General features: G+C 63.8%; 24 protein-coding genes and 1 pseudogene. 16 read left to right on the forward strand and 9 right to left on the reverse strand.

Annotated features, from left to right (window positions below; translation table 11 throughout):
* Positions 1–8: 8 nt before the first annotated feature.
* Positions 9–1,628, forward strand: coding sequence for a B12-binding domain-containing radical SAM protein (locus HYR72_07490; GenBank protein ID MBI1814804.1), 1,620 nt, complete (start codon positions 9–11; stop codon positions 1,626–1,628).
* A gap of 20 nt (positions 1,629–1,648) precedes the next feature.
* Positions 1,649–2,041: a hypothetical protein gene (locus tag HYR72_07495; GenBank protein ID MBI1814805.1), complete on the forward strand. Its 393-nt coding sequence runs from the start codon at positions 1,649–1,651 to the stop codon at positions 2,039–2,041.
* A 55-nt stretch (positions 2,042–2,096) separates the two neighbouring features.
* Here the strand turns inward: HYR72_07495 and HYR72_07500 are convergent, their stop codons facing one another.
* The gene (locus HYR72_07500; GenBank protein ID MBI1814806.1) at positions 2,097–2,978 is read right to left on the reverse strand and encodes an ATP-sensitive inward rectifier potassium channel 10; all 882 of its coding nucleotides are present in this window, start codon (positions 2,976–2,978) and stop codon (positions 2,097–2,099) included.
* A 60-nt stretch (positions 2,979–3,038) separates the two neighbouring features.
* On the opposite strand from HYR72_07500, the gene HYR72_07505 reads away from it, so the two are divergent.
* From HYR72_07505 to HYR72_07515, 3 genes are read left to right on the forward strand one after another with little or no spacing between them, the layout of a single operon-like run.
* Positions 3,039–3,731 carry a pirin family protein gene (locus HYR72_07505; protein ID MBI1814807.1) on the forward strand — a complete coding sequence of 231 codons (693 nt, stop codon included), beginning with the start codon at positions 3,039–3,041 and terminating at the stop codon, positions 3,729–3,731.
* Between the two features lie 51 nt (positions 3,732–3,782).
* On the forward strand, positions 3,783–4,280 hold the full coding sequence (locus HYR72_07510; protein MBI1814808.1) for a hypothetical protein: 498 nt from the start codon (positions 3,783–3,785) through the stop codon (positions 4,278–4,280).
* 50 nt (positions 4,281–4,330) lie between these two features.
* Positions 4,331–5,281, forward strand: a complete 951-nt coding sequence (locus tag HYR72_07515; GenBank protein ID MBI1814809.1) for an alpha/beta fold hydrolase — start codon at positions 4,331–4,333, stop codon at positions 5,279–5,281.
* Between the two features lie 18 nt (positions 5,282–5,299).
* Here HYR72_07515 and HYR72_07520 read toward each other — a convergent pair whose 3' ends face one another.
* Positions 5,300–7,798, reverse strand: a complete 2,499-nt coding sequence (locus HYR72_07520) for a PAS domain S-box protein (protein ID MBI1814810.1) — start codon at positions 7,796–7,798, stop codon at positions 5,300–5,302.
* Between the two features lie 63 nt (positions 7,799–7,861).
* Here HYR72_07520 and HYR72_07525 point away from each other — a divergent pair, with 63 nt between their 5' ends.
* From HYR72_07525 to HYR72_07535, 3 genes are all read left to right on the forward strand, one after another.
* A complete protein-coding gene (locus HYR72_07525) occupies positions 7,862–9,733 on the forward strand; it encodes an NAD(P)/FAD-dependent oxidoreductase (GenBank protein MBI1814811.1) in 1,872 nt (623 codons plus the stop codon).
* A gap of 535 nt (positions 9,734–10,268) precedes the next feature.
* Entirely contained in the window at positions 10,269–11,147 is an 879-nt protein-coding gene (locus HYR72_07530) for a carbon-nitrogen hydrolase family protein (protein MBI1814812.1), read from the forward strand.
* Positions 11,148–11,371: 224 nt separating this feature from the next.
* Positions 11,372–11,854, forward strand: coding sequence for a glutathione peroxidase (locus HYR72_07535; GenBank protein MBI1814813.1), 483 nt, complete (start codon positions 11,372–11,374; stop codon positions 11,852–11,854).
* Positions 11,855–12,027: 173 nt separating this feature from the next.
* Here HYR72_07535 and HYR72_07540 read toward each other — a convergent pair whose 3' ends face one another.
* On the reverse strand, positions 12,028–12,417 hold the full coding sequence (locus HYR72_07540) for a hypothetical protein (protein MBI1814814.1): 390 nt from the start codon (positions 12,415–12,417) through the stop codon (positions 12,028–12,030).
* A complete protein-coding gene (locus tag HYR72_07545) occupies positions 12,417–13,613 on the reverse strand; it encodes a cytochrome P450 (protein ID MBI1814815.1) in 1,197 nt (398 codons plus the stop codon). The genes HYR72_07540 and HYR72_07545 overlap by 1 nt, the downstream gene beginning before the upstream one ends.
* Here HYR72_07545 and HYR72_07550 point away from each other — a divergent pair.
* The 8 genes and pseudogenes from HYR72_07550 (at position 13,564) to HYR72_07585 (ending at position 20,867) form a co-directional block, all read left to right on the forward strand.
* The gene (locus HYR72_07550; GenBank protein ID MBI1814816.1) at positions 13,564–14,145 is read left to right on the forward strand and encodes a hypothetical protein; all 582 of its coding nucleotides are present in this window, start codon (positions 13,564–13,566) and stop codon (positions 14,143–14,145) included. The genes HYR72_07545 and HYR72_07550 overlap by 50 nt on opposite strands.
* Before the next feature lie 46 nt (positions 14,146–14,191).
* Positions 14,192–15,316 (forward strand): hypothetical protein, encoded by a 1,125-nt coding sequence (locus HYR72_07555; protein ID MBI1814817.1) that lies wholly within the window; start codon positions 14,192–14,194, stop codon positions 15,314–15,316.
* A 260-nt stretch (positions 15,317–15,576) separates the two neighbouring features.
* The gene (gene ilvB, locus HYR72_07560; GenBank protein MBI1814818.1) at positions 15,577–17,313 is read left to right on the forward strand and encodes an acetolactate synthase large subunit; all 1,737 of its coding nucleotides are present in this window, start codon (positions 15,577–15,579) and stop codon (positions 17,311–17,313) included.
* Entirely contained in the window at positions 17,300–17,617 is a 318-nt protein-coding gene (gene ilvN, locus HYR72_07565; GenBank protein ID MBI1814819.1) for an acetolactate synthase small subunit, read from the forward strand. The genes ilvB and ilvN overlap by 14 nt, the downstream gene beginning before the upstream one ends.
* Positions 17,618–17,810: 193 nt before the next feature.
* Entirely contained in the window at positions 17,811–18,893 is a 1,083-nt protein-coding gene (locus HYR72_07570; GenBank protein ID MBI1814820.1) for an LLM class flavin-dependent oxidoreductase, read from the forward strand.
* Between the two features lies 1 nt (position 18,894).
* Positions 18,895–19,635, forward strand: a complete 741-nt coding sequence (locus HYR72_07575) for an acetoacetate decarboxylase family protein (GenBank protein ID MBI1814821.1) — start codon at positions 18,895–18,897, stop codon at positions 19,633–19,635.
* Positions 19,636–19,741: 106 nt separating this feature from the next.
* The gene (locus tag HYR72_07580) at positions 19,742–20,227 is read left to right on the forward strand and encodes a TIGR03618 family F420-dependent PPOX class oxidoreductase (GenBank protein ID MBI1814822.1); all 486 of its coding nucleotides are present in this window, start codon (positions 19,742–19,744) and stop codon (positions 20,225–20,227) included.
* A 150-nt stretch (positions 20,228–20,377) separates the two neighbouring features.
* Positions 20,378–20,867 (forward strand): annotated as a pseudogene (locus tag HYR72_07585) (ORF6N domain-containing protein).
* Between the two features lie 83 nt (positions 20,868–20,950).
* Here the strand turns inward: HYR72_07585 and HYR72_07590 are convergent.
* The 5 genes from HYR72_07590 to HYR72_07610 all read right to left on the reverse strand — a co-directional run bounded on the left by HYR72_07590 (position 20,951) and on the right by HYR72_07610 (position 26,730).
* Positions 20,951–21,931: a hypothetical protein gene (locus HYR72_07590; protein ID MBI1814823.1), complete on the reverse strand. Its 981-nt coding sequence runs from the start codon at positions 21,929–21,931 to the stop codon at positions 20,951–20,953.
* 159 nt (positions 21,932–22,090) lie between these two features.
* A complete protein-coding gene (locus HYR72_07595) occupies positions 22,091–23,236 on the reverse strand; it encodes a sigma-54-dependent Fis family transcriptional regulator (GenBank protein ID MBI1814824.1) in 1,146 nt (381 codons plus the stop codon).
* A 321-nt stretch (positions 23,237–23,557) separates the two neighbouring features.
* Positions 23,558–25,156, reverse strand: coding sequence for a hypothetical protein (locus HYR72_07600; GenBank protein MBI1814825.1), 1,599 nt, complete (start codon positions 25,154–25,156; stop codon positions 23,558–23,560).
* A gap of 39 nt (positions 25,157–25,195) precedes the next feature.
* The gene (locus HYR72_07605; protein ID MBI1814826.1) at positions 25,196–26,269 is read right to left on the reverse strand and encodes a cytochrome bc complex cytochrome b subunit; all 1,074 of its coding nucleotides are present in this window, start codon (positions 26,267–26,269) and stop codon (positions 25,196–25,198) included.
* Entirely contained in the window at positions 26,266–26,730 is a 465-nt protein-coding gene (locus tag HYR72_07610) for a Rieske (2Fe-2S) protein (protein MBI1814827.1), read from the reverse strand. The genes HYR72_07605 and HYR72_07610 overlap by 4 nt, the downstream gene beginning before the upstream one ends.
* Between the last annotated feature and the right edge of the window lie 151 nt (positions 26,731–26,881).

Consider the following 26,881-nt stretch of genomic DNA (forward strand, 5'->3'; position numbering starts at 1 on the left):
GGATGCCCATGCGCGTCTTCTTGATTCACATCCGCGATCCGCAATTCTACGCGTTGCCGACCGCGACGCGCGCGAAGAATGGCAACATCCGCGTCATGGGTTTCCCGCCCATCGGGATCATGTCGCTCTCGGCGGTGCTCAAGCGCGCCGGTCACGAGTGCGTGATGTTCGATCAGGCGAACCCGGAAACGCCCGACAACGTCATCATCGACGAGATCCAGCGACAACAACCGGTACTGGTCGGACTGAGCTTCTTGAGCACCACGAGCTACCCGTACGCCAAGATGCTTGCGCGTCAGATCCGCGCGACCAATACGCAGACCCGGCTGGCGTTCGGCGGCGTCTTCGCCACCCTCAACGCGCAACTAGTCAAGCTGCAGTGTCCCGAAGTCGACTTCGTCTGTCGCGGCGACGGGGAGCAACTCCTGCTCGATCTGCTCGACCGGCTTGACGATCCGACCGAGGTCGCCGGCGTGACTTGGATGAAGGACGGCCAGTTGATCCACAATCCCAACCGGACGATGGATCGCGCCCTCGACCAGTGGCCGTTTCCTGACCGCGAAAGCCTGCCGTTGGACTTCGTCGAGTCGATGCCGCTCGACGTGCCGGCGGTGTTGTCGATGGAGCGCTTCACCACGATGCAGACCTCGCGCGGCTGTCCGTGGCCGTGCGTGTTCTGCGACATTCCGATCTTCAATGAAGGCAAGTGGCGCTCGCGCAGTCCGCAGCACGTTATCGACGAGTTCGTGCACCTGCAACAGCTCGGGTACGGATCCGTTTACTTTGTCGACGATCACTTCTTGCTGCAACCCAAACGCATCGAGGCCATCTGCGCGGGCATCAACCAGGCCGGCGTCACCATCGAGTGGGGCTGCGAGGGCCGCGTCGACTCGACCGCGCAACACCTCTTTCCCGCCATGGCCAAGGCGCACTGCCGCACCATCATGTTCGGCATCGAGAGCGGCAGCCAGGCGGTGCTCGATCGCTTGAAGAAGGAACAGACGCTGGCCGAGGTCGAGACCGCCGTCACCAACGCCAAGCAAGCCGGCATCGAGATCGTGCACGGATTCTTCGTCGTCGGCAATCCGGACGAGACCGTGGAAGATATGCGTGCCACCTTCGACTTCGCCTCCAAGCTGCGCCTCGATACCTTCGCCTTCAACCGGCTGTGCGTCTATCGCGGCACACCGCTGTGGCAAGAGTACCTCCAGCGCGGCGTGGTGAATGATGCGACGGATTGGTACAAGTACTTCAAGTGTTCCGAAATTGACCCGACCTGTCTCGACGGACCACTGATCAACGCCGAACGGAGCGCGGGGCTGCGCCGGCTGTTCATCTACAAGCTCACGCACTACCCACTGCAAACGCTGCGACTGCTGCGCCGCTTCACTCGCTACATGAAGCTGCGCGACGTGGTCTACCTCATCGTCAAGCCATTTCTCGGCGACAAGCGCGGGCCGACGAAGAACGAGGTGCTCTCGCGTGCTGTCGAGCACGGCTCCCTCAAGGACGCCGCGGCCAGTCTCACACAACTATCCGACCCGGTCCTCGAATTCGTGATGAACGAGTCGAGGGCCGAGCGCCACCGCTTGGAGCGACAAGCCGAAGGCTCGGCCGAAGTCGCCTGAGCGAGAGGTTCACCATGCCCATGAAAGACACTCCACACCGCTACGGGGCCGAGGATTGGGTTACGCTGCGCGACACGCGCGAACACGTCAAGATCGAGATGTGGTCGAGCATCGCGGCGGCCTACCGCGTTCGCTCGCGCGCGAACGGTTTGCTGTTCGTCACCGACGAGGAGGTCGACGAGGTGCCGGCTCACCCCGAGGCCCATCTCGGCAAGCACTGGCACCGCTGCCAAGCGCCGCGGTGCGGCGCTCCCATTACGCCGGATCGCCCGATTTGCCCGCGCTGTCAGGCGCCCATCTGTTCGTGCAGTCGCTGCCAATGCGCCCGGCCAGTCGCCACCGCGGCGCGCGCCCGCGCCAAGACCGCGCGCAAGAAGGCGGCGGCGAAAGCACAGTCCGCCCCCGCTGCTTGAGACTCGCTGCCGCGCTCCATCTCGGCGCGGGACAGAGCTAGCAGCCCGCGCCTCGTCAGGTGTCCGACTGAACGGTGTCGTGGAAGTGGGCGTAGTTCACACTGCGCCGCCCATCACGAGTGCGCGAGAGAATGTCGACAAAGCGCGCGTTCCACCTGATGTCGCTGACCACGTACGAGTGTCGGGCGTGCACCGTTTGCGCAAAACTCTCGTCGAGACCGGTGAGCGAGATGATGATCTCCGCCTCGGCGTCGGCGAGCGATTTCGGCGTGGCGTGAAACAACGGGCTGCTCTCGGTGAGGGGGTGAATCGCCGTCCAGGACAGCGCAAACAGCGCGTTCTGAGCGCGGGGCACATGCAGGTCGTGCAGCCGCCGGATCACTTCCCCTTCTTCGGTGGTTTCGGTCAGCGCCAGCACAACGTGGATACGCGCTTCGACGATCTGATTGCCGCGTTGATTGGCCATGCGAAACATTAGGCAGGGAACGCCGTCCCGTCGCGTCACCACCGCCACGCGGCTGAACAATACCCGCGCCGTCGGCCGCGAGAATTTCGCGAAGGTCAAGCCCGTAACAAGGGCGATACCCAGCAGGCCGACCAACGACTCGATGGTCACCAGCACGTTGGCCCACAGCGTATGCGGGACCATCTTACCGTAGCCGATCGTCGCCATCGTCTGCACGCTGAAGAAGAACGCATCGGCGAACGAGCCTGGGCGCGCGTTCTCGATGTTGTCGCCGCCGAGCAAGTACAAGACAGCAAACATGCTGTTGGTGGTGACGAACAGCGCCACCAGCACGATCAGCAGCCGCCACCACGAAGACACCAGCAACGAAAGGTAGAGGTCGCGGAGACGGCTGCCGCGCACGCCGACGTGCACAACATTGAGCGCGCCGGTGGGATCGACCACGCGCTGCGAATCTTCGGGACGATTCATCGTCGGCGAGTATACTTGAGCCGTGGCGCGATGCGAGTATTGTGCAGCCGGAGGGACGCCATGATCACCATCCGGCCCGCCGCGGCTCGCGGCCACTTCGACTTCGGCTGGCTCGACACGCAGCACACGTTCTCCTTCGGCGAATATCACGATCCACAGCACATGAGCTTTCGCGTGCTGCGGGTGATCAACGAGGACCGCGTGCAACCGGGCCGCGGCTTTGGAACGCACCCCCACCAGGACATGGAAATCGTCACCTACGTCCTCGCCGGCGCCCTCGAGCATCGTGACAGTTTGGGCAACGGCTCGATCATTCGCCCGGGCGACGTCCAACGCATGAGCGCCGGCACCGGTGTGACCCACAGCGAGTACAATTCCTCACAATCCGAACCGGTGCACCTGTTGCAGATCTGGATCACGCCCGAGCGGCGCGGCTTGGCGCCGAGTTACGAACAAACGCACTTCGCCGACACCCGCAACGCCCTGCAGCTGCTCGCGTCGCACGATGGCCGTGATGGTTCGGTGACCGTGCATCAGGATGTCGCGATTCTCGCCGCTCGGCTCGACGTTCGGCAAGCGGTGACCTACTCGGTGGCACTCAAGCGCCATGCCTGGGTACAGGTCGCGCGCGGAACGGCGACCCTCAACGATCACCGCCTCGCCGCAGGCGACGGCGCCGCCGCGAGCGATGAACGCTCATTGCGGGTTGGTGCGACGCAAGACGCGGAAGTCCTGCTCTTCGATCTGCCTTGAGCGCGGCGCAACTAGAGACTTCCGGCATGACGACGGTCATCTCGCAATACGGTGCGCGTCCGTGTTAGAGACGGCTGGGTTGACGACTCGGGCGGAGCGCCCGCCGGATGGTCGAGCCCCGATGGATGTAGGAGGGAGAAGATCATGTCCGCCAAGGCACAGAAGAAGCGTTCCAAAACGACGAGCGCCGGCGAGCGGGCGCGCGCGGCAATGTCGCGCGAGGCACGCGCCGCCTACGGAGAAATTCAGCAGGGCGTTACGCATCTGGAAAAATCCATCGCCGAGATCCAGCGCGGTTTGCGGAAGGCGGAGCAAAAGATCGAAGCCGATGCGCGCACCCGGATTCGCGAGTTGCGTACGGATGCGCGCGCGCAGCTTGGGGTCTTGAAGACAAAACAGCGCGAAGCCGCCGCTACCCTCAAGCACGTGTCCGCGGCTGCGGGCGAATCGTGGCAGGACGTGAAGCGGTCGGCTGACTCGATCTTCGCCGATGCCAGCATCACCGCCGCGTCAGTCATCGAGCGCTTCCGCAGCGCATTCGGGCGCTGACGCAGCCGGTTGACGGCGTAGCGATGGTTAGCGTCTCACGGGGGGCCACGATGAAAACGCAGCATGTGTCGATCCACGGCCACCGCGTCGCCTTCCGTACGGCTGGCCAGGGGCCGGTCGTGCTGCTGGTGCACGGCATGGCCGGCAGCTCGATGACCTGGGAGCACGTCTTGCCGGCGCTGGCCCGGCACTTCACCGTCGTCGCACCGGATCTGCTCGGGCATGGAGAATCGGGGGCGCCGCGGCGAGGCGAGTACTCGCTCAGCGCTCACGCCAATGTCCTGCGCGACCTCTTGGAGGTCCTCGGACATACGGGCGCAACCTTCGTCGGCCAATCCCTCGGCGGCGGCGTGGCGATGCAGTTGGCCTATCAATTTCCCGAGCGCTGCGAGCGCCTGGTATTGGTGAGCAGCGGCGGCCTCGGCCCGGAGGTCAACTTTCTGCTCCGCGCACTGACCTTTCCCGGAGCCGAATACGTATTCCCGCTGGTTTGTTCCCCGCCCCTTCGAGACGCCGGACTGTGGGTCAGGTCGTGGCTGCGCACGATCGGGCTGCGCGTCGCTCCTGCGGTAGAAGAAATGTGGCGCAGCTACGCATCGCTGTCGGACGCCGACACGCGCCGGGCATTTTTTCGCACCCTTCACTCCGTCATCGACCTCGACGGACAAGCCGTAAGCGCGAGCGACCGCTTGTACCTGACATCGCAAGTGCCGACACTGATCGTGTGGGGCGCTCAGGATCCGATCATTCCCGTCAGCCATGCGACCGCGGCGCACGCGGCCATGCCCGGCAGTCGTCTCGCGATCTTCGACGATGTCGGCCACTTCCCACATTGCGAGGCGCCCGACCGATTCGCTGAAGCGCTCGTCGACTTCGTCGCGTCCACCGAGCCTGCCCGGCTCTCAGAAGTTGGCTGGCGCAAGTTGCTCCAGTCATCTCCGCCCGTGCGAGCCGACGGCGAAGCCGGGATCGCAGTCCGCCTGGCGGAGAGCGGCGCGTAACCGATCCCGCGACGCCGATCAGTTGCTCAGCGGACCAGGCGTTGACGGAAGGGCGCGCCCGTCCGTATCTCTGATGTCGTGCGGAATCCACACGCGAAACGTCGATCCCGCACCGACCTGGCTGTGCACGGCGATGGTACCGCCGAGGAGATCGAGAAACCGGCGGACAATGTACAAGCCCAAGCCCACGCCGCTATGCGATCCCAGTGATGCGCCGTCCACCTGGCGGAACGGTTCGAAGATCACGGGCAATGCCTCCGGTGGAATGCCGATTCCAGTATCAGTGACGCACAACTCGACGCCGCCGTCGCGCGCGTCGGCGGTCACGGCGACACTCCCGTGTTCGGTAAACTTGAGCGCATTGACGATCAGGTTCTTGACCACCAACTTCAACTTCGTCGCGTCCGTGTACAGCAGGCGCAAACCCGGCGGCACGCGCCAGGTCACGTGCAGCCCGGGCTTGGCTTGCAGCTCGCGGGTCTCGCCGTCGATCTCGCCGATCAGATCGCCGAGGCTGAATTCCTGGCGCACCAAGGGTTGCTCGGCTCGCGCCTCCAATCGACTGAGGTCCAACGTGTTGTTGATGAGATCGCCGAGTTCCTTCGCACGCTGCGCCATGCGCCGCAGCGTATCGCTCTGCTCGTTGGTAACCGCGCCGAAGGTGCCATCGAGCAACAAGTCGTTGTACCCGATGATGATGTTCAGTGGTGTGCGCAGTTCGTGCGACATGGTGGCGACGAAGTCGGATTTCAAACGACCGGCATGGGCCAGCTCGTTGAGCAGACGGGCATTCTCCAGAGCGAATGACGCGAGTTGAGCGATGCCGCGCGCAATGCGCAGCTGCGCCATCGTGAACGACGAGCGCCGCCCCCGGCAACCGGCGACCTGGAAACCGATCAGCTCGGTTCCGCGACGCAGCGCCATACACACCACCGACGTTAAGCCGAGTTGTCGCGCCAGCGACGCCATCGGATCGTCTGACGACTGGGGCACCACTCCTTGCACCACTTCGTCACGCTCCAGATTGTCTACAAAATCCTTGAGCAACGCGCGCGGTGCCTTCAACACCCGAATCGACTCCCACTCCTCCGCGCCGTACCCATAGCCGGAGCTGCACGTGTATGCGTCCGCCGTCACATCCCAGAGGGTGGTGTGGCTGCAGTCGCAGGCCAACGCCTCGGTCGTGATCTGGCACAACTTGTCGAGCAGGGCCGGCTGATCAAGCGACGAGATAAGTTCGCGTCCGACCCGTGCCAATGCCGCGGAGACCTCCGCCTCTTGTTGCTGCGCCCGATGCAGTTGCGTGGTCTCGATCGCGACCGCGACGTGGTCGGCGATGCCTTCCAGCATTTCGCTCTGACGCGGTTCGAATCGACGCGTGGGGTGCGTGTTGAAGACGACCAGCACGCCGAGGGCACGCCCTTTGACGTTCAGTTGCGTCCACGCCAACGCCGTGATCGGGCTGCCCGTGAACAACTCGGCGGGAATCCAGGATTGCTCCACGATGTCGTTGATCACCATTGTGCGCTCGCCGCGGAGCTGCTCGACGAACGGCAGGCCGCGGCGAAACTCGAAGGCGGCCGCCTGGCGCAGCAGATCCGCGGTCAGTCCGTGCTGCGCGAGCATGCGAAAGGTGTGGACTTGCGGATCCCAGTAGTACGTAGCGACCGCGTCGCAGGGCAGCACCTCAGCGATGCGGCGATGCGCGCGGTCGAGCATTTCCGACAAGTCGAACGTGCCGGTGACGTCGCGCGCGACCTCGAGCAGCGTGACCTTTTCCATCTCCGCCCGCTTGCGATCGGTAATGTCGCGCGCATGGACAACGATGCTCTGAATCTGCGGATGGTGCAGGAGGTTGTTCGCATTGGCATCGAGATACGCCCACTCGCCGGTGACGCGCCGCACGCGGAACTCCGCGCTGGCGTTGGCGCCAGCTGCGGCGATGGACTCGAACAGGCGCTGGAGCGTGCCGCGATCCTCTGCATGCGACAACGTCGCGAAGAAATCGCGGCCGACCAACTGCTCTGGAGAATATCCGAGCACGCGCTGCACTGCCGGGCTGGCGTAGCGAACGACGCCATCCAGGCTCTGAATGAGAACGATGTCCGAGGAGTGCTGTACCAGCGCGGCAAAGCGTTCTTCGCTGACACGCTGCGCTTCGTTCCGCTGGCGGGTCAGATTCTGTTCAGCCGTCGCGAAGCGGAGCCGTTGACGCCGGCGCGCGATCCACACCGACAGCAGCATCGCCACAGCCAACGTGAGGATCGTGTCGTGCCCGAAGCTACCGATCCGGCCGTTGACCGCGTACACGTTGCCAGCAATCACGCTCGTAGCAATCGCTACGGTGGCCAATTGTGGAACAACACCCCAGGCAAAGACCGCCCCGATCCCAAGCGTGAGCACCAGGGCGAGCAGTGGTGCAGTCGTCGCGTCGCCTCGAACTATACCGGCGCCGGCGCTGCACCCGAGCACCGTAGCAACCATAACCAAGGCGAAGGCTACCGCGTGTGATTGCATCGATGGCAACCGGATCGCACGCAGTCCGAGCGCAAGGAGTCCGACGAGGCACAGATTCACAACATGCAGGCGCGGCAATTTGGCACCGAAGGCGATGAGATCGCCGACGCCAAGCGCGATCCCAACGACCAGGAGGTTCCAGCAACAGATCCGAATCTGCTCCAGAAACAGACGATCAGCCTCGGCGCGCACAGCCGAATCAACGACGTCACCCCTTCGCTCGGACATCTTGTTTTTCTATCACAGCCTGAGTCAAATCCGGTACCGCAGAACGAAGTGGGTACCTTCCCGGCGTCACGGTTGACGACGCCCAGATCACGATGGCGAGTCACAAAAGTGGCCGGGGTGTTCCCCACTGGCCAACGTCGCGCTACAAGACGATGTGGAGGAAAGGACCCTTTCGTGAATGATTTGCGCGCCCACGTCCAACCATCGTCCGCCGGCCGAACACCGACTGTGGCAATCCTCGGGGCGGGCATCTCGGGCATCTGTCTGGGCATTCAGCTCAAGCAGGCGGGGATCGACTCATTCACGATCTTCGAGAAGTCCGACGGCGTCGGCGGCACCTGGAAGGACAACACCTATCCCGGCGCCTGCTGCGACGTGCCGTCGATGCTCTACTCGTTCTCCTTCGAGCTGAAGACCGATTGGTCGCGCAAGTTCAGTCCGCAGTCTGAGATCCTCGACTACCTCGAACACTGCACCGACAAGTATGGCGTGCGCCCGCATCTCCGCTGCAACACCGAGATCGCGTCGGCGCGCTTCGATGAAAGCGACAGCGTGTGGCGCATCCGCACCGCGACCGGCGAGGATCACACCGCCGACATCTTCGTCAGCGGCGTCGGACAGCTCAACCGGCCGTACTACCCGGATATCCCGGACCGCGAAGAATTCCAGGGTACGACCTTTCACTCGGCGCGCTGGAATCATCAGCACGACCTGAGCGGCGAGAACGTCGCGGTCATTGGCAATGGCGCGAGTGCGATTCAGATCATTCCGCAGATCGCGCCCGCGACGAAACAACTCCACATCTTCCAACGCAGCGCCAACTGGATGATCCCACGCATGGACGGCGCGTATAGCGAGCGAGAGAAAGATCGTTTCACTCGAATGCCGCTGCTGGCGCGCGCCTACCGGGCGTTCATCTGGGCGCTCCTCGAATCCCGCTGGCCGGCATTCTCGAAGCAGAGTCGCGCCGGCAAGAAGTTGGAGAAGTTCGCCACCGCGGAAATGCACAAGCACATCACCGATCCAGTTCTACGCGCGATTCTGACGCCCGACTATCCCGTCGGCTGCAAGCGCATCTTGATCTCGGACGACTACTATCCGGCACTGACGCGCGACAACGTCGAGGTTGTCACCGACCACATCACCCGTTTCACCAAGAACGGCATCGTCACCACCGACGGCCGCGAGCGGCCGCTGGACACGATCATTTATGCCACGGGCTTCCGCGCCAGCGATTTCCTCGCCCCGATGGACATCCACGGCACCGCCGGCAAGACGTTGAATCAGGTATGGAAGGACGGCGCCGAAGCGTACCTGGGCGTGGCGTTGGCGGGTTTTCCGAACTTCTTCATGCTCTACGGACCCAACACCAACCTCGGCCACAACTCGATCATCCTGATGATCGAGTGCCAGGTGCGATACATCATGCAGTGCATCCGCAGGTTGATGGAGCGCAATCTCGCCTCCATCGACGTGCGTCAAGACGCGATGGAGAACTACAACCGCGAGGTGCAGCGCAGCCTCAAGCAGTCGGTGTGGGATACCGGCTGTGCCAGTTGGTACAAGAACGCCGCCGGCAAGATCACCAACAACTGGCCGCACAGCACCATCAGTTACTGGTGGCGAATGCGCACCGCCGATCTGACCGCGTATCATCAGAAGGCGCGCACCCAGCCAGGCAGCGGCGTACTCCCGCGCCCGGCGTGATCGCGGCGTTCATGTGTGATGGGCTGACCAGGATACGACGATGGTTGGGCAGTTCGGCGGACATCTCAAGTTGCACAGTAGGCGGTTCGGTACGAGCGTGACCGTGAGTCATGAGTGATCAGCCAGTCCGGTTTCGCGCAGTCAACGTGGCCACGGCGATCGTCCTCGCAATTTACGTCGCAATGCTCGGTTTGTCTCTCGCCTCAGTAGGACTCTCCATGTTCCAACACCTGTCGACTGACAACCGCACGTTTTGGGTCTTCCAGTCCACCCTGCTCTTGGCCTTGATGCCCACTTCGTTCCCGATTCGCAGACGCTTGCGAACCTGGTACGCACTTCCCCGCCTGCTCATCGTCACCAGCCTTTTGGGCTCGTTCGTTGTCATGGCGAGCGTCTCGGATGGATTCCGGTACTAGCGGGGACGTGTGAGGGGCCAGCAAGGTACTCCACCGGACGCGCGGGAATATGCGCGTCGGCAAGCACTGACGGTTTGCCAGATCGCCATGGACCTGGCCGACGCACCAACCTGAGATCGATGTCGAACCAACTGACGATCGCACTCCTTCAGCTCTTGTCCCGTGGATCGGATCGCCACGCCAACTTGCAGAAGGGCGATGACTTCTGTCGGCGCGCGGCGGCGGCGGGCGCGGATGTGGCGCTGTTCCCGGAGATGTGGAGTATCGGGTACCAAGCGTTCGATCCCGCGCAGCCCAGCGAGCGGGAGGCGTGGCTCGCCTTGGCTGTCGGTGTCGACGATCCGGTCGTTCAGCACTTCCGCGCGCTAGCCCGCGAACTCAGCATGGCGATCGGGATCACCTATCTCGAACGCTGGCCCGGCGCGCCACACAACACACTCACGCTGTTTGATCGCCACGGCAACGCGGCGCTCACCTACGCCAAGGTCCATCTCGGTCCGTGGAATCCACCAGCCAGCGCCTGCAGCGCTGGCAACGAATTTCCGGTCTGCTCGCTCGACACGCGCGTGGGTCCCGTTCGAGTCGGATCGATGATTTGCTTCGACCGCGAGTTTCCGGAGGCCGCCCGCATGCTGATGCTGAACGGAGCCGAACTCATTCTCACGCCCAACGCCTGCGATCTCGACGATCGCAAGAGTTCCATCGGCGATGTCCGCATCGCTCAGTTTCGCGCCCGTGCCTTCGAGAACTTGGTTGTCGTCGCGATGACCAACTACCCTGCACCCCAGCACGACGGCCGCTCCGTGGCTTTCTACCCCGACGGATCTCTAATCGTGCAGGCCGACACCGCGGAGCGCATCGTACTCGCGGAGATCGATCTGGATCGGGTGCGCGCCTACCGAGAACGCGAGGCCAGCCGCGATGCACCGCGGAGTCCCGCGAAGTACGCGGCCCTCGCGTCGGTCGATCACCCGCGACCGTTGACGTTGCGAAGGTGACTTGACCCTGATGAGACAATACTCGCTCGCGCAAAGACGCGAAGCTGCAAAGAGAAACAGGATGCCGTGGACGCACTGTGTGACCTCGTAACCGCATCGAGAATGGGCATTGTGATCTGTTCCTTCCCTTCCCTGCCCCCCTGTCCTACTTGGCGGCTTGGCGTCTTTGCGCGAGATGTAGTGGTTAGCTTGCAACTCCCACCTCACTCTGGCATCAGCGCGGTATGAACCTCTACGACTTCACGGCAACGACCATTGATGGAGACAAGCGATCGCTGCGCGACTACGCCGGTAAGGCCGTGCTGGTCGTGAACGTCGCCTCGCAATGCGGGCTCACGCCGCATTACGCCGGGCTGCAGGAGCTGCACAAGAACTACGGGGATCGCGGGCTCGTGGTGCTGGGTTTCCCGTGCAATCAGTTCGGCAACCAGGAACCGGGGACCGAGAAGGAAGTCAAAACGTTCTGCGAGACCAAATTCGGCGTCACGTTCCCGATGTTCGCCAAGATCGACGTGAACGGCGACACGCGCCACCCGCTCTACGCCTTCTTGACCGAACAGCCCACGCAGCCGGACGGCGCCGGCGACATCCAATGGAACTTTGCGAAGTTCCTCATCGACCGCTCCGGCAAAGTTGCGGCTCGCTTCGCGCCGACCGCGAAGCCCGTGTCCGACGAGATCGTTAGCGCAATCGAAAAGATTCTGTAGCAGCCCGTTGAAACTCCGCATGCTTCGAGACGCGCCTGTCGGCGCTCCTCAGCATGAGCGGTTCTTCCCTTCTGCCACAACATTTCCCCGCTCACCCTGAGGATGCGCGAAGCGCCGTCTCGAAGGGTACCGCGTCTATTCAACGGGCGGCCAACCCAAGGCAGTCGCGCCGTTCACCGCCGAGGGGTTCTCGTGTAGGTGACGAGGAAGAGCACGCCCAACAGCAAGTCGATCATGCCGAAGGCCAACATGAGGGGCGCGAGGCGCTGTTGGGCGAAGAGCACGAGCGTGGCGATACCGAAGGTCGCTTTCTCCACCACCGACGGCAGCATCAGCGCGCGATAGCGCGTCGGGTCGCGACTGATCACCAAGAACGCGAGTTGAAACGCAAGCGCGGTACCGACGAAGCCGTAGTAGAACTCCGGATGCGTGATCGGCGGCGGAAAATCGCGCCCGGTCCGCGCTTCGGTGAAATACTGCGGGACGAGTACGAGCAAGCCGTAGATGCCGGCGACAAAGAACACGCGGCGCGCGAATTTCCGTTGGCTTCCCCTGTAAATCATCAGCGCGGGTTGAACGTGATTGGCATCGACGCAAAGCCGCGCACGTTGGGCGAGTGCACGCGGACGAGCTTGGTCGCCTCGATCTCGAAATCCGGTACTCGTGCCTGGATCGCTTCGAGTGCCACGCGCGTTTCGAGTCGAGCGAGCGACGCGCCCATGCAGAAGTGTGTGCCTTTGCCGAAGGCGAGGTGCTGACTGCTGTCGCGCGCGATGTCGAACACATCGGTGTTGGCGAACACGCGCTCGTCGCGGTTCGCCGAGCCGACGAGCAGCAGCACCCGATCGCCGGCTCGCAGCCGCTCACCGTGCAGCTCGCAGTCGCACGTTACCGTGCGCGCGAGCATCTGCGTCGAGCTGTCGTAGCGCAAGGTTTCCTCGATCCAGTTTGGAATCATGGCTGGGTCGCGGCGCACCCGTTCGCGTTCGCTCGGGTTCCGCCACAACCAATAGAGCGCGTTGCCGATCAACTTGGTCGTCGTCTCGTTGCCGGCGATGATCATGAGAAAGAGGAACGCCATGACGTCGCGATCCTCCAGGCGCGCGCCGTCGATCTCGGCGTCGAGCAGGGCGCTCGCGAGATCGCTGCCGCGCTGCTGCTTGCGCTGCGCGATCAGCTCGCGGAAGTACGCCAGCAACTGCCCGCTCGCCTGCAGCGCCGCAGGTGGAATCTCCGCGCTGCCCGCTTCGCGGTGAACTACCGCATCGGCCCAGTGCCGCAACTCATCGCGGTCGGCCGGCGGCACGCCCAGCAGCTCGCCCACCACGTCCATCGGTAACTTGGCGGCCAGATCCTCAATTACATCGCAGTGCCCGGCCGAGACGAAACTCTCGATGTGCGCGGCGGTGAGCGCACGAATCCGCGGTTCGAGATCGGCCACACGCCGCGGCGTGAACCCGCGCGACACCAGCGCCCGCATCTGATCGTGACGGGGCGGGTCCATCGCCAGGAATGACGCCACCGCCGACGGATCACTCATGCTCGATCGTTCCAACGACACGCCTTGGGCGTTCGAAAACGTCTGCGTGTCCTTGAACGCCGCGAGCACATCGTCGTGACGCGACAGCGCCCAGAATCCGAGCGCATCGTTGCGATACGCAGGCGCGTGCGTGCGCAGTTGCCGATAGACCGGAAACGGATCTTCGTGGATGTCGTACGAATACGGGTTGAAATCGATCGCTGAGATCGAGTCGGACATCGCCGTGCTGGTACTACAGGGACGAATCGCGAACAAGGGCGAGATGACCGGCTTGTGCACTGGGGAGCGCCCGTGCTTTACAGCAACACAATTCATCGGGTGGAGGTACGTGATGGCCAACAACGGACGAACGCGGGGTCCCTTTCTCACCGTGATGGCGGTGTTGTTCGGCGTTCTCGCCTTCTCGAACAGCACCAAGGCGCTGCAACATTTGCGCGACCCGACACATCTGGGGATCGTCATCGTCGGCGTGCGCTTCGAAAGTGTCGTGGCCAACTTGATACTCGGCCCGCTGATGGGCGCCATGCTCGCCGCATACGCGTACGGCCTCTGGAAGCTCAAGCCGTGGGTCGCCCCGCTGTCGATCATGTACGCGTTCTATGTCCCGGTGAACCTGGTGCTCTTCTGGTACTCGCAGACCAGCCCCGACATTCCGCCGCTCGGCTTCATTCTGATGTATCTGGCGGTTTCACTGACCGGCTCGATCGGCACGGCGCTGTATCTCGCGTACCATCGCGACCTGCTCGCGTGAGGTCGTTGGTCGCGGCTTTGGTCGTGGGAACGGCCACGGTGGGGTGATGACCATCGATCCCGCACCGTTCATGCGCGGTGAACCGGACCGCTTCGACGAGTGGCTCCGCTATCCGTTGGCGCGCTCGTCCTCCGATCCGCGCGTCGAAGTGCGGCGGGCGCAGTCGGCGGAGTTCGAGCGCATCTACGATCTCATCGACGAGGCCTTCGGCGTGCGCCGTCCGCGCGCACTCTACGATTGGCTGTACCGCCGCAACCCGCACGGCATCGCCCGCTGCTGGATCGTCGTGGAGCGCAGCAGTGGACGCTTTGTCGGCAACCTGACGAACTGCCCGTGGCCGTGCGCGCGCGGCGCGCGCGCGCTACCCAGCGTGCTCAATGCCGACAATGTGGTCGCGCGAGAATGGCAAGGCCAGGGACTCAATCGCGTGCGCAGCTTCGTGCGTGATGAGCACCCGATGGAGCAAACAATCCGCTTCGGTTGGCCGAATCCGCAATCGCAAGGCGCGGCCCGCAAGGGCGAGATCGACGTCCACCGATCGGAACCGATTCCGTACTACGCGCTCCCGTTGCACGCCGCCGTGCCGTTGATCGAGCGCGGATGGCCCCGGGCGCTCGCTGCCGTCGCCGAGCGTACGGCCCTGACCGTTCTTGGCGCGTGGGTGTCCATCCGCTTACAAAACTCGTTCCGCGGCTCGGTGGAGCCGGTGCGCCGCTTCGACGAGGCGTACGATGCGGTGACCGAACGCTGCTCGACGTGGGACGGCTACTGGTTTCCGCACAACGCCGACTTTCTCAATTGGCGCTATATCGATCACCCCACGCGCCAGTACCTTCCCTTTGCCGCCGTGAGCGGTGGCGCGGTGACAGGCTACTGCGTCGTCCAGATCGACGGTCATCGCGCGTGGCTGATGGACTTCGCCGCACCGCCGCTGTCGACCCCAGTCGCGCGCGCATTGCTGCTGCGCGCGGTCACCGTCGCGCGCGACGCGGGTTGTGCGTGGCTGACTGTCTGTGCCCCGCCACGTTGGCCGCATTGGAAGATGGTGAAGTCCGCCGGCTTCATGAAGATCCCAACGCCCATGTACCTGTTCACCTCACCGTACGAAGACCCCGACTTGCATCGGCTCGACCGCTGGCAATTCCTTTCGGGCGATCGCGACGGCTTGTAGCGGACCGCGAGTGAGCCGCGATTTCCAGACGTCTCCCACGAACGTCGACGAATAGACACACTTCGCACTTGTCTCCGCTACATCGCTTGCGGTAGTCTCCGCCGCAAATGTCCCCCGTTGAGCGCGCCGCCGATCTGCTGCTGTCCGTCGTCGTAGTAGTCGTACGTGTACTGGAGGCCGTCGCGCCATAGCGGGGATCAGCAAGCACAACTTTGAAACCCCTGTCGGCGTGAAGGCCGGCGGGGGTTTTCTGTTTCTACATCCCTCACCGTCCATCGCGCCGCGCAGGGAGCGCATCCGAGAAAGGAGAGCTCCCAATGAAGACCAACGGCGCCCAATTGATCACGAGGCTGCTCGAACGCCAGGGCATCACTACCATCCCCGGCATTCCCGGCGGCGCGAGCCTGCCCCTGTACGACGCGCTGCGCGCCAGCACCATTCGCCACGTGCTCGCGCGCCACGAACAGGGGGCGGGATTCATCGCGCAAGGCATGGCGCGCGCCAGCGGCCGGCCGGCCGTCTGTTTCGGAACGTCGGGCCCCGGCGCCACCAACCTGCTCACCGCCATTGCCGACGCCAAGCTCGACTCGATTCCGCTGGTCGCCGTCACCGGCCAAGTGCCGCGCGCCATGATCGGCACCGACGCCTTCCAGGAGATCGACACCTACGGACTCACCATCCCGATCACCAAGCACAACTTCCTAGTGCGCTCGGCGGCGGAACTCCTCGAAGTGATCCCGGACGCCTTCCGCATCGCCGCCTCGGGCCGACCCGGTCCGGTGGTGATCGATGTTCCGAAGGATGTGCAGAACGAACCGATCGAGATCGACGCGCTGCCCGAACCGGGAACCGCCGATCCGCCGCCGCGCTTCAGCGACGACGACATCGCTCGCGCCGCCGCGTTGATCAATCAGGCGCGGCGGCCCGTCCTACTCATCGGCGCGGGGATCATCGCGGCGAACGCGTCGTCCGATCTTCGGCGGCTGGCCGACAAGGCGTCCATCCCAGTCGCCGCCACGCTTCTCGGCCTCGGCGCCCTGCCCCATGACCACCCATTGTTTCTCGGCATGATCGGCATGCACGCCGCGCGTTTCACCAACTTACTGCTCGAAGAGTGCGACCTGCTCATCGGGCTCGGCGTGCGCTTCGACGATCGCGCCACCGGCAAGGTCGCTGAGTTTTGTCCGCGCGCGAAGATCCTTCACATCGACATCGACCCCAGTGAGTTGGGCAAGATCAAGCAACCAACCCTGGGGATCGTGGCCGATGTTGGCCAAGCGTTGCGGGCGTTGGATCCGCGAGTCGCCGCGACGTCACGCTGCGAATGGGTTCAGCGCATGGCGACGCTGCGCGCGCTGCATCCATTGGCGATGCCGGGTGCCGATGATCCGTCGCGTCCCTACGGCATCGTCCGTCACACCGCCGCGTTGGTGCCCGACGACAGCGTGATCACCACCGACGTCGGCCAACATCAGATGTGGGCGGCACAAGCGTATCCGCTCACCCGGCCGCGGCAGTGGCTGACCTCCGGCGGCCTCGGGACGATGGGGTTCGGATTGCCAGCCGCCATCGGCGCGGCACTCGCCGAGCCCTCTCGCGCGGTGGTGTGCTTTAGCGGCGACGGCAGCCTGCTGATGAATCTGCAGGAGCTCGCCACTGCGGCCGAGGAAAACGTGAACGTCAAAGTGATCTTGCTCAACAACGCCCACCTCGGCCTCGTGCGCCAGCAGCAGCAACTCTTTTATGGCGAGCGTTTCCACGCCTCGCGTTTCCGAGCCGAGCCCGACTTCGCCGCCATCGCGCGCGGCTTCGGCATCACCGCCTACGATCTCGGCACAGCGGCGAATCCCCTCGCCACTCTCACCCGTGCACTCGGCGAACCCGGCCCGTGCCTGGTCAACGTGCCGATCGCGGCCGACGAGAACGTCTACCCAATGGTGGCGCCCGGCGGCGCCAACCGCGACATGATCGGAGGAGAGAGCCATGCACGCATCTGATCAACGAATCGTTGAGGAACCCGCTCCGACAACCGGGGCCGTCCTGCGCCTGCTCGTGCGCAACCATCCCGGTGTCATGTCGCATGTGTGCAGCCTGTTCGCTCGCCGCGCGTTCAACGTCGAGGGCATCATCTGTCTCCCCGTCGGCGACGGCAGGCAGAGCGCCATCCTGTTGTTGGTGAACGAGGACGCACGCCTCGCGCAGGTGATGCAGCAGCTCCACAAGCTCGAAGACGTGATCGAGGTCGATCGCGCGCCGACCGCGCGCGCGATCTTCGCAGCGGTCGCGGATCATCTGGGGTAGGACGCCCGCCCTACCGGGAGGTTTGAAATTCAGCAGTGGGAGGGCGAGCCTCCCGGCGAGCCGTTCGCCTTTACATGGCGCGGCTCGACGGAAGCCTCGTCTTCCCTAGCCAGCGGCGCGTGGAAGATCGATCGCGCACCGTTGGCAACCCAAGCTTGACCGTTCACGTGCTTTGCTGGTCTAAGAACGCGCGATGCAATTCGGTCTCTTCTTCGAGTTGTCGGTACCCCGCCCGTTCACCGGCGAGATCGAGCGCCAGGTGTTCGAGAATGCACTCGAACAGGCACGCGTCGCCGACGAGCTGGGGTTCGATTCTCTGTGGGCGGTCGAACATCACTTCCTGGAGGAATACTCGCACTGTTCGGCGCCGGAGTTGTTCCTCACCGCGTGCGCGATGCAAACCAAACGGATTCGTCTCGGCCACGGCGCCGTGGTGTGCGTGCCGCAAATGAATCATCCGGTCCGCGTGGCGGAACGCGCGGCGACGCTCGACATCCTCTCGCGCGGCCGCCTCGAGTTCGGCACCGCACGCTCGTCGACGTGGACCGAGCTCGGTGGCTTCCAAGTCAATCCCGACGACACCAAGAAGACCTGGGACGAGTACGTTCGGGTGCTGCCGAAGATGTGGACACAGGAGCGCTTCGCTCACGAGGGGTTTTCATTCTCGATGCCCGAACGCGCCATCATTCCGAAGCCGTTGCAGAAGCCGCACCCGCCGATGTGGGTGACGGTGACCAGCCCAGGCACAGAGCTGGACGCGGCAGACCGCGGCATCGGTTGTCTCGGTGTCGCCGCTGCCAGCTACGCCGAGCAGGAGCGACGCACGGCGGAGTACCGCCGCCGCATCAAGCTGTGCGACCCGGTTGGGGCGGTCAACGACCGCGTGGCCACGCTCAATTTCCTCTACTGTCATCAAGATCCGCAGCAGGCCGCGTCAACCGGCCTGCTCATGCTCGGCGTCTTCGGCCTGCTGAATGCGCATTTGCTGTCGACCCGCGAGGCCTATCCAACCCGCGCCTATCATTCGCTCGGCAACCTCGCCCCGCGCCCGGCCACCGTCGACGAGAGCCCCGGCGATCGGCGCGCCGCTCCTGAAGGCATCGCGATCGGAGACCCCAAACAAATCGTCGCCGCCGTCAAACGCTGGGAATCGATCGGCGTCGATAGCATCAACTTCATCGTCAACGCCGCGGAGATCCTTCCGCAGCCACAGGTGCTGGAGAGCCTGCGCCTGTTCGCGCGCGAGGTGATGCCGGCGCTCCGGAGGTCGAAATGAGATGCTGATCGGGACGGCAAACATCGACGAGTTGGCCGCGCGCGCGCCGGTCATGGAAGCGGTGGACGGCGGAGAGGCCGTCGTCTGCAAGCAAGCCGATGTGCTGCAGGTGCTGTACGAGATCGCCACGCCGCACCGCGATGCGATGCTGCCACCGGCGTTGCATCCGGCCGATCCGCCCATCGTCACGTGGCTCTTCTACCGCTGTCCCGCGAGTCCGTGGGGGAGTTTCGCCATGGCGCAGACGCGCATCGAATGCCGCAGCGGCCTGCGCTTGCGCGCGTTTCTGGTCTCGGCGGTGGTGGACAACACCGCCGCCGCGGCGGCACTCGGCCAGCGGTGGGGGTTTACCGTGCAAACGGGTCGCATCGAGCTGCAGCGTTACTACGACTCCACGCACGTCACAGTCATCAGCAACGGCGCCGCGATCCTCGACATTCTGGTTTCCGATCCCGAGCCGCTGTCGGCTGCTGACCTGCAATATGTCGCGAACATGAACTTGGTGCGCACATCGCGCGGTGTTCGGCTGGTGCAAGTGGAGCCGCGCTACGAAGTCCACCGCGTCGAACGCGGTCGGCCACGTCTGCTGGCGTTCAACGGCGCCGCCTGGGGCGACGGCCACGTCGAGCCGGTCTATCCGGTGTCCGCGTCACTCGCAGTGGCGGACATCACCCTTCCCCGCATCCGCTTCGTCTGCCGCCCCGATGTTCTCGCCTTCGATGGCACCGAGGTCGTGCGCTAGCCGCGACGACAACGCGAGACCAGATGCAACCGGAGGTGAGCGAGGCGCGCTGCCAATTCCACTTTCGCTGCCGCTTCGGGCCCGCCACTCGCGCGCGAAGATGAGCATGGCGCAGCCGCGGACCAGCGTTCGCCTGAGTACCGATGAGGCCTGGCAGTTGGTCGCGGAGTCACATACCGGAATCTTCGTAACGCTGCGCGCCGACGGTGTGCCGATTGCGACGCCGATGTGGTTCGCAGTGCTCGATCGACAGATCTACGTGCAGACACCCAAGCAATCGAAGAAGGTGGCGCGTCTGCGGCGCGACCCACGCGTCAGCTTCCTCGTCGAGTCCGGCGAGCGCTGGGCGGAACTGCGCGCCGTTCACATCACCGGGCAGGCCGAGTTCGTCGACGACCCGACAACGCACGCGCGCGTCGCCGCCGAGATGGAGCGGAAGTACACACGCTTCCGAACCGGGCGCGCCGCCATGCCCGACGCCACGCGGCGACACTACGAGACTCCGTTCGTGCTCATCCGCGTCGCACCGGATGAGCACATCATCAGTTGGGACAACCGCAAACTGCGGGACAGGAGACTCGATCGGAGTTGAACCCTTCCACGACCGGCGGTCGAGCGGAGGTGGAAGCGAGTTCACTACGATGATCAATTGGATTGTCACGCGGAGGAGCTGATCCGCCAGGTGACTCCCAAGCCGGAACACCTTGCCTCCCTCGTCCATGCCATTCGCGGCGAGAAGATCCTGCTGGTTGCGGATCTCGCGGCACTCTATAGAGTCAGCACGAGGCCCTCAACAGGCAGTGAAGAGGAATTCCGTGCGCTTTCCTTATGATTTCATGTTCCAGCTTACCGCCGAGGAATGGAATGCTTTGAGGTCACGTTCTGTGATCTCAAAAGAGCCATCGATGATGTGGTCACGATCTGTGACCACATCCCAAAGATTCCGGCGCGAGGGATCCGTTCCCTACGCCTTCACCGAGCAGGGCGTTGCCATGCTTTCCAGCGCCCTGCGCTCGCCGCGTGCCGTTGCAGTGAACATCGCCATCATGCGCACCTTCGTGCAGTTGCGACGCCTCATGGATTCGAATCGCGACCTCGCTCGGAAGATCGAGACTATGGAGAAGCAATACGACGAGAAGTTCGCCGTTGTCTTCGATGCCATCAAGCGACTCGTCGCCGACGATCAGACGAGAAAAGCGCGGCCCAAGGGCCGTATCGGCTTCACTCGCTGACCATATCAACCCGCGCGGAAGAATCGCTTGGCCAAGACGCCTGCCGCCAAGGGGACCGCCGCCGACAGGGGCGCTCGCGGTCGTCAGCGCGTCCGTACTTTGTGCAGGCGAACACGCACGGTCCGAGTTTGGTTTCCGCGGACCACGACGGCGCGGCGGGCGGTTGTCGTCACACCGTCATGCACCCGCGTCGCCACCACTCGTGCGACGCCGGTCGGCAAGCCGCTCAACTGGACGCTGCCGTTGGACACGCGGTGGAACGTGAGAACTTTGCGCACGCGGCGGGTCACGGGTCGACCCGCTGCGGTCGTGGCTGTGGTCTGCACCATGACCATCTCGGACACATCGACGTTCACGTCGTCCATCTCGGTGCCGCTGTCGTCGACATCGTCGACTTCTTGGCCGCTCGTATCATCGACTTCAACCGCAACTTGATTGGTGAAGTTCTTGACCTGCAGTTCCGTTGCCACCAACGCGGGGAGTTGGGAGGGATCCAATTGCACGTCGGCGATCTGGCCGGGCATCAGCGTGCTCAGATCAATCGCTTGGCTAGCTCCGTCGTTGGCGTCGTCGTCAGCGCCATCGAGATTGGCTGCGCTCACGTCGATCGTCAGACCCAGCACGGTGATGGTGTGCAGCATCGGATCGACGGACTGAATCGGACCCTGGAGTTGGGGCTCTCCGTCTCCGCCGTTTGCAACCGCGGTTGCCACCAGCGGCACAGTGTCGCTCGCAAACGCTACTTCAACACCCTGGCCAGGTACCAAGCCCGCGCAGCCGCTCGCGCCGGCGGCTTGGCCATCCTCACCTTCGCTCTCGCCGTCGCTACCGCCCGTCGCGTCGATCGCAGCTGTGCTCACATCAATGACCAGTCCGAGCACGGTGATCGTCGGCGGGGTCGCATCGCACGCAGTCGCACCGAGGGGCGCTTGCAGATGGATCGCCACGTCGTCGGTTTCATCGTCGGCGGCCACCACGGCCACTGTCGCAAGCATCAATCCGGCAACCAGCGCTGCGCCAGCAATGACCTTCATGTCGATCCATCCGATTGTTGGTTTCATCATTTCCTCCTGGTGCCCCATGGGGCGTCTGACAACGAGAGCAAGAGCACAGCCAACGCGCCCGAGCCAAACGACACTGGCTGGCAAGATGCCCCTAAACGAAACTCGCTGCAACATCTTTCGATCCACGCAGCAAAATTCTGCAAATTGTTGCAGAGTCGGCTACAAGCCATACCGCTTCAACTTGTACCACAGCGTGCGCTCGCTGATGCCGAGGAGACGGGCCGCCTCGGCCTTCTTGTCGTTCGCGACAGCGAGCGCGCGCACGATCACCTTGCGCTCGACTTCCTCGACGGCCGCATCGAGCCGCAGGCCGTCCGCGGCGAGATCGGCCACAGCTTCGGCGCGTACGTGCGGCAGCAACATCCGCAGCAACGTGAGATCGATTTCACTGGCCGGCGAGAGCACTGCGGCGCGTTGCATCACGTTGCGCAACTCGCGGACGTTGCCGGGCCACGCGTGTCCCAACAACAACGGCGCGGCATCGGCTCTGAGCGTCAGCGCTCCTTTACCGAGCTCGGCACCAGCCCGCGCCAAGAAGAACGCGGCCAGGTGACCGATGTCGTCGCACCGTTCGCGCAGCGGCGGCAGATCGATGTGGAAGACATTGAGACGGTAGTAGAGATCCTCGCGGAAACGCGCATCGCGCATGCTGCTAGCGAGGTCGCGATTGGTCGACGACACAACGCGGACATCGACCCCGATCGGCTTGTTGCTCCCCACGCGTTCAAGCACGCCTTCTTGCAATACGCGCAACAGCTTGGCTTGCAGCGGGTAGGCCAAGTCGCCAATCTCATCGAGAAACAGCGTGCCGCCGTCGGCCATCTCGAACTTGCCGATGCGCTCAGCCTGCGCACCGGTGAACGCCCCGCGAACGTGGCCGAACAATTCGCTCTCCAAAAGATCGGGCGGAATCGCCGCGCAGTTGAGCGGCACGAAGAGCTTGTCGCGCCGCGGACCAAGGTTGTGAATGGCGCGGGCAACGAGTTCCTTGCCGGTGCCGGTCTCGCCGGTGATGAGCACGGCACCCTTCGCCGGGCTTACTTGGCGAATCATCTCGTAGATCAACTGCATCGCTGGCGACGCCCCGATGAGGTTCTCGAAGGCCGGGGTGGCGACGCTCGGCTGTTTGAGAAACCGATTTTCGGTCTGATCGCGGCGCAGTTCGATGACGTTGCGCATCACTCCGCCGATCGCCGGTTCATCAAACGGTCTGAGATCGTAGTTCAAGGCGCCGTTCTTCATCGCGTCGACGGCCGTCGTCGCCACGCCGCGGCCTGGCGGCCACCGTTCGCACCGTGAATGCATCGTTGAGTCATTCCCTCCCCCTCTTGAAGCGCGCTGACGGCGCTGTCGCACGCGCCATCTAGACACAGGGATGCAGGGACTTTGAGCTTTGCTGCAACGGCTTGCGGGTGTGATCTGCAAGCCGCTGCAAAAGTGCGGCGCCCCCTTCGATGGGGCTCAGGACAGGCTTCGAGACGGCGCTGCGCGCCTCCTCGGGGCGAACGGGAAAGTGTTGTGGCACAAAGAAAGACCCGCTCATGCTGAGGAGCGCCGCAGGCGCGTCTCGAAGCATGTCGGGTTCTTCAACGGGCGGCTTGATCTGCAAGCCGTTGCAGAGAATCGCTACTTCGCTTTCTCCTCGTAGCGCTGTTCGTAGGCGCGTTGCAGGGCCTTCGCCTCCTCCGGCGTCATGCCCTGCTGCCAGACGTGCTCATCCTTGGCCATCAGCGCGGCGAGCTTGGCCTTCCACTCGGCACCGTGGCCGCGGCGCTCGGCCAATTCCGCCACTTCGGGGAGGAACTTAGTGTAGAAGTGCTTGCTCACTTCATACATACCGTGCCAGTGCGTGTAGTCGGGGCCTTGCATCGAAGCGCCGTGGCGCGCGCGCCGGCCTTCGTGGTGCCACAACTCGTAGAAGGTCCACTGCAGATTCTCGCCGAACGGCGACTTCGAGTTGAGCAAGCCCTCCTTCGTCAATTCGTCCATGATGGACTTGCTCGGCACCGCGAACTTGTCGTTGTAGAGCGTCACCAGCGAGTCGTACTGCTGGTAGAAATTGTCGACGTAGGTGTGATTGTGGCAGTTGAGGCAGACGCCCTTCATGCCTTCGCGCCGATCCTTCCACGTGAGCACCTTGGCCACTTTGCGCGGCACCGTCTTGCTGACGAGCTGATCGTGCTCGACCACGTACTCGGTCGTATCGACCGTCGCGCCGATGTCGGGCAGCGCGCGGGTGTCGGGGAAGTCGTCTTGCGTGCCGTCGTCGAAGCGCACGAGATTGAGCTTGGTCGAGACGATCGGCCGCAGCGTCCAACTGATGCGCTCGCCGACGTCGTGACTGTTGCCTTGCACTTCGCCGGTCGGCGTCACGAAGCCCGAGATGTGACATGTCGCGCAGGTCGGCGCCGCGGAGTAGTCCTTGCCGAGAATCCAACTGCCGTCCTTGTCGAGCGCCATGCGGGCGCGGTTCGCATAGAACGCGATGCCGTGTTTCGACTCGTTGTAGATTTCGATCTGCGGATGATCCGGACCCATGTGGCACTTGCCGCAGTTCTCCGGACTGCGTGAGAGCTTGGCTTGAAACTCGTGCCGGCTGTGGCAGGCATGACACGAGCCCTTGGAGCCGTCGGGATTGAGCCGCCCGATGCCGCTGTTCGGCCACGTAGTGAAATCGATCACCGGCTTGTGCTCGGGTCCGACGCGCTCGATTTGCCCCTGCGCGTCGCGTTTGAACTTGACGATCGTCCCATGACACTGCCAGCACCCGTTGACGGCGTCGGCGGGGTTGTCCGGCAAGCCCGCGATCTTGAGCGCGAGCACATTGTCGAGGCTGGAGATGATCTCGCCCGCGCGGGCGTGGTGGCTACGCGAGAACTCCTCATACTCCTTCTGATGACAGCGCGAGCAATCGAGCGGCGTCACCAGCGAGGCGATCCACACGCCCTCGTGCTTCCAGGCGTCCACCTCGCTCTCCTTGGCTTGGTGGCATTCGACGCAGCCGATGCCGATCTTGGCGTGGCGCGACGCCTCCCATTGCATGACCAGCGCCGCCGAGTGCTGGCGATGACACGTCACGCAGCCGTCGTTCAATCCAGTGACCACGGCCTTCGGTTCTTCCTCGGCGCGATGCTTCAGCGTTTCGCGGTAGCCCACCAGCAACAGCGCCACGAGAAAGAACATGCTGAGCACCGCAATCACCACCCATTTTGCATTCAGCGACATGCTGTTTTCTCCCCTACGTGTCGGGCGCACGCGGCGGCGTCAGCCCGCCCAACTTTCCCACACGGTCAATGCCAAGAAGCCGAGGAAGGTGAACACGCCGAGCACGACTGAGACATCGCGCGGCATGCGCAGCCGCCGGTGCAGCGTCTCTTCGAGGAACGGCCACAGGAACATGCCGGCGCCGAGCGCCGCGGTGAGATAGACGCTGGTCTTCAACGACGTGAGCTTGAGCAAGCGGAAGCTGAAGAAGAAGTACCACTCCGGTTGAATGTGCTCGGGTGTCACCGCCGGATTGGCTTTCGGACCAAGTTCCGCCGGCGCCGCAAGCGCTAGCACGGTGAGGACAAACATCAGCAACACGCCGATCAACAATTCCGTGCTCGCGTGGTGGGGCCAGAACGGGAAGGTCCGCTGCGACGCCGGCACGCGCGCGCCGCGAAACTCCAGCTCGGTCACGCCGTGCAAGCGGATGAGCACGATATGCGCGGCCAGCAACGCAAACATCACAGTCGGAAACAGGCCGATGTGGAAGACGAAGAAACGGGTCAGCGTGTTTCCGCTCACTTCGGCCCCACCACGCATCAGCAGCGCCGCCGGCGGACCCACCAGCGGCAACGCCTCGACCAAGTTCGTCGCCACCGTGGCGCCCCAGAACGAGAGCTGTTCGTAGATCAACGAGTAGCCGGTAAACCCAAAGCCGAGCGTACACGCCAACAGCCCACAGCCGATGCACCAGTTGAGCTGGCGCGGGCGACGATACGCCCCGGTGAAAAATACCCGTAGCATGTGCAGGAACACCGCGACGATCATTAGATTGGCTGACCACTTGTGCAGCGAACGCAGATACCACCCAAAGCGGACTTCCTGCGTGATCTTGAGCACGCTCTCGTACGCGCCGGACGGGTCAGGCACGTAGTAGAACGTCAGTAAGATTCCGGTCGCCACCTGCACAACGAACAAGTAGAGCGGCGTGCCGCCGAGGCACCACCACCAGGACGCCAGGTGATACGGTACCGGTTCGGCACCGACGGCGCGCAAGGCATCCCAATCGAGCGGGATGGTCTCGGCGAAGAAGCGTTGCAGACGCCCCGACAGCCCGCGGCTGGTTGTCATGCCTCGACCTTGAGGAAAACGTTGCCGGCGCTGTCGACATCGAGCACTTCGTGGGCGAGGCTCTGCTTCGCATCGAACGGCGGCCCGGCGGTCGCAACGCCGTCGCGATTGAAGACGCCGTGATGGCAAGGGCAGAAGAAGCGATCCTTGTCGGGCTCCCAGTGCACCTTGCAGCCAAGATGCGGGCAGCGTGTGTCGAAGGCTTCGATCGAGTCGCCGCTCGGCCGCAGCAACAACGTGCGCCCCTTCGCGTCGACGAACGTGCGTGTACTGCCCGCGGCGAAATCCACGCGTCGGCCGATGAACAACAATCGCGCCTTGCGCCGGACTCGCGCCGGGAATAGATACGCCACCGCGTAGCCACCGAGCAGCCCGTAACTCAGTAGTAGGCCGATTGCCGCCAGCATCTGCGCAAAGAACGACCGCCGACTCGTCTCCCCCGCACCGCCGTCGCTCATCATCGCCTCCGCCACGAGCGCGGTTCTTACACCATCACCCGGTCACGAGAAAAGCGTCCGATCAACGCCGCTGCCGTCGCATCGCTGCGAACGCCGGCCACTGACTTCCTGCGCTTGGGGAGTCATCTTCCTGGACGGCAGCGAAGAAGATTGA

Source organism: Deltaproteobacteria bacterium, from assembly GCA_016178705.1.
GTDB lineage: Bacteria > Desulfobacterota > Binatia > HRBIN30 > JACQVA1 > JACOST01.

Bases quoted from the DNA above. Each gene is read 5' to 3' on its own strand.
- HYR72_07530 (MBI1814812.1), top strand. From the start codon at position 10,269: ATGTCGAACCAACTGACGATCGCACTCCTTCAGCTCTTGTCCCGTGGA.
- HYR72_07570 (MBI1814820.1), top strand. From the start codon at position 17,811: ATGCAATTCGGTCTCTTCTTCGAGTTGTCGGTACCCCGCCCGTTCACC.
- HYR72_07550 (MBI1814816.1), top strand. From the start codon at position 13,564: ATGTCGTACGAATACGGGTTGAAATCGATCGCTGAGATCGAGTCGGAC.
- HYR72_07580 (MBI1814822.1), top strand. From the start codon at position 19,742: ATGGCGCAGCCGCGGACCAGCGTTCGCCTGAGTACCGATGAGGCCTGG.
- HYR72_07520 (MBI1814810.1), bottom strand. From the start codon at position 7,798: ATGCAATCACACGCGGTAGCCTTCGCCTTGGTTATGGTTGCTACGGTG.
- HYR72_07605 (MBI1814826.1), bottom strand. From the start codon at position 26,269: ATGACAACCAGCCGCGGGCTGTCGGGGCGTCTGCAACGCTTCTTCGCC.
- HYR72_07540 (MBI1814814.1), bottom strand. From the start codon at position 12,417: ATGATTTACAGGGGAAGCCAACGGAAATTCGCGCGCCGCGTGTTCTTT.
- HYR72_07600 (MBI1814825.1), bottom strand. From the start codon at position 25,156: ATGTCGCTGAATGCAAAATGGGTGGTGATTGCGGTGCTCAGCATGTTC.
- HYR72_07610 (MBI1814827.1), bottom strand. From the start codon at position 26,730: ATGATGAGCGACGGCGGTGCGGGGGAGACGAGTCGGCGGTCGTTCTTT.
- ilvN (MBI1814819.1), top strand. From the start codon at position 17,300: ATGCACGCATCTGATCAACGAATCGTTGAGGAACCCGCTCCGACAACC.
- HYR72_07545 (MBI1814815.1), bottom strand. From the start codon at position 13,613: ATGTCCGACTCGATCTCAGCGATCGATTTCAACCCGTATTCGTACGAC.
- HYR72_07495 (MBI1814805.1), top strand. From the start codon at position 1,649: ATGAAAGACACTCCACACCGCTACGGGGCCGAGGATTGGGTTACGCTG.
- HYR72_07490 (MBI1814804.1), top strand. From the start codon at position 9: ATGCGCGTCTTCTTGATTCACATCCGCGATCCGCAATTCTACGCGTTG.
- HYR72_07590 (MBI1814823.1), bottom strand. From the start codon at position 21,931: ATGATGAAACCAACAATCGGATGGATCGACATGAAGGTCATTGCTGGC.
- HYR72_07555 (MBI1814817.1), top strand. From the start codon at position 14,192: ATGACCATCGATCCCGCACCGTTCATGCGCGGTGAACCGGACCGCTTC.
- HYR72_07525 (MBI1814811.1), top strand. From the start codon at position 7,862: ATGCAGGCGCGGCAATTTGGCACCGAAGGCGATGAGATCGCCGACGCC.
- HYR72_07515 (MBI1814809.1), top strand. From the start codon at position 4,331: ATGAAAACGCAGCATGTGTCGATCCACGGCCACCGCGTCGCCTTCCGT.
- HYR72_07535 (MBI1814813.1), top strand. From the start codon at position 11,372: ATGAACCTCTACGACTTCACGGCAACGACCATTGATGGAGACAAGCGA.
- HYR72_07500 (MBI1814806.1), bottom strand. From the start codon at position 2,978: ATGAATCGTCCCGAAGATTCGCAGCGCGTGGTCGATCCCACCGGCGCG.
- HYR72_07575 (MBI1814821.1), top strand. From the start codon at position 18,895: ATGCTGATCGGGACGGCAAACATCGACGAGTTGGCCGCGCGCGCGCCG.
- HYR72_07595 (MBI1814824.1), bottom strand. From the start codon at position 23,236: ATGCATTCACGGTGCGAACGGTGGCCGCCAGGCCGCGGCGTGGCGACG.
- HYR72_07505 (MBI1814807.1), top strand. From the start codon at position 3,039: ATGATCACCATCCGGCCCGCCGCGGCTCGCGGCCACTTCGACTTCGGC.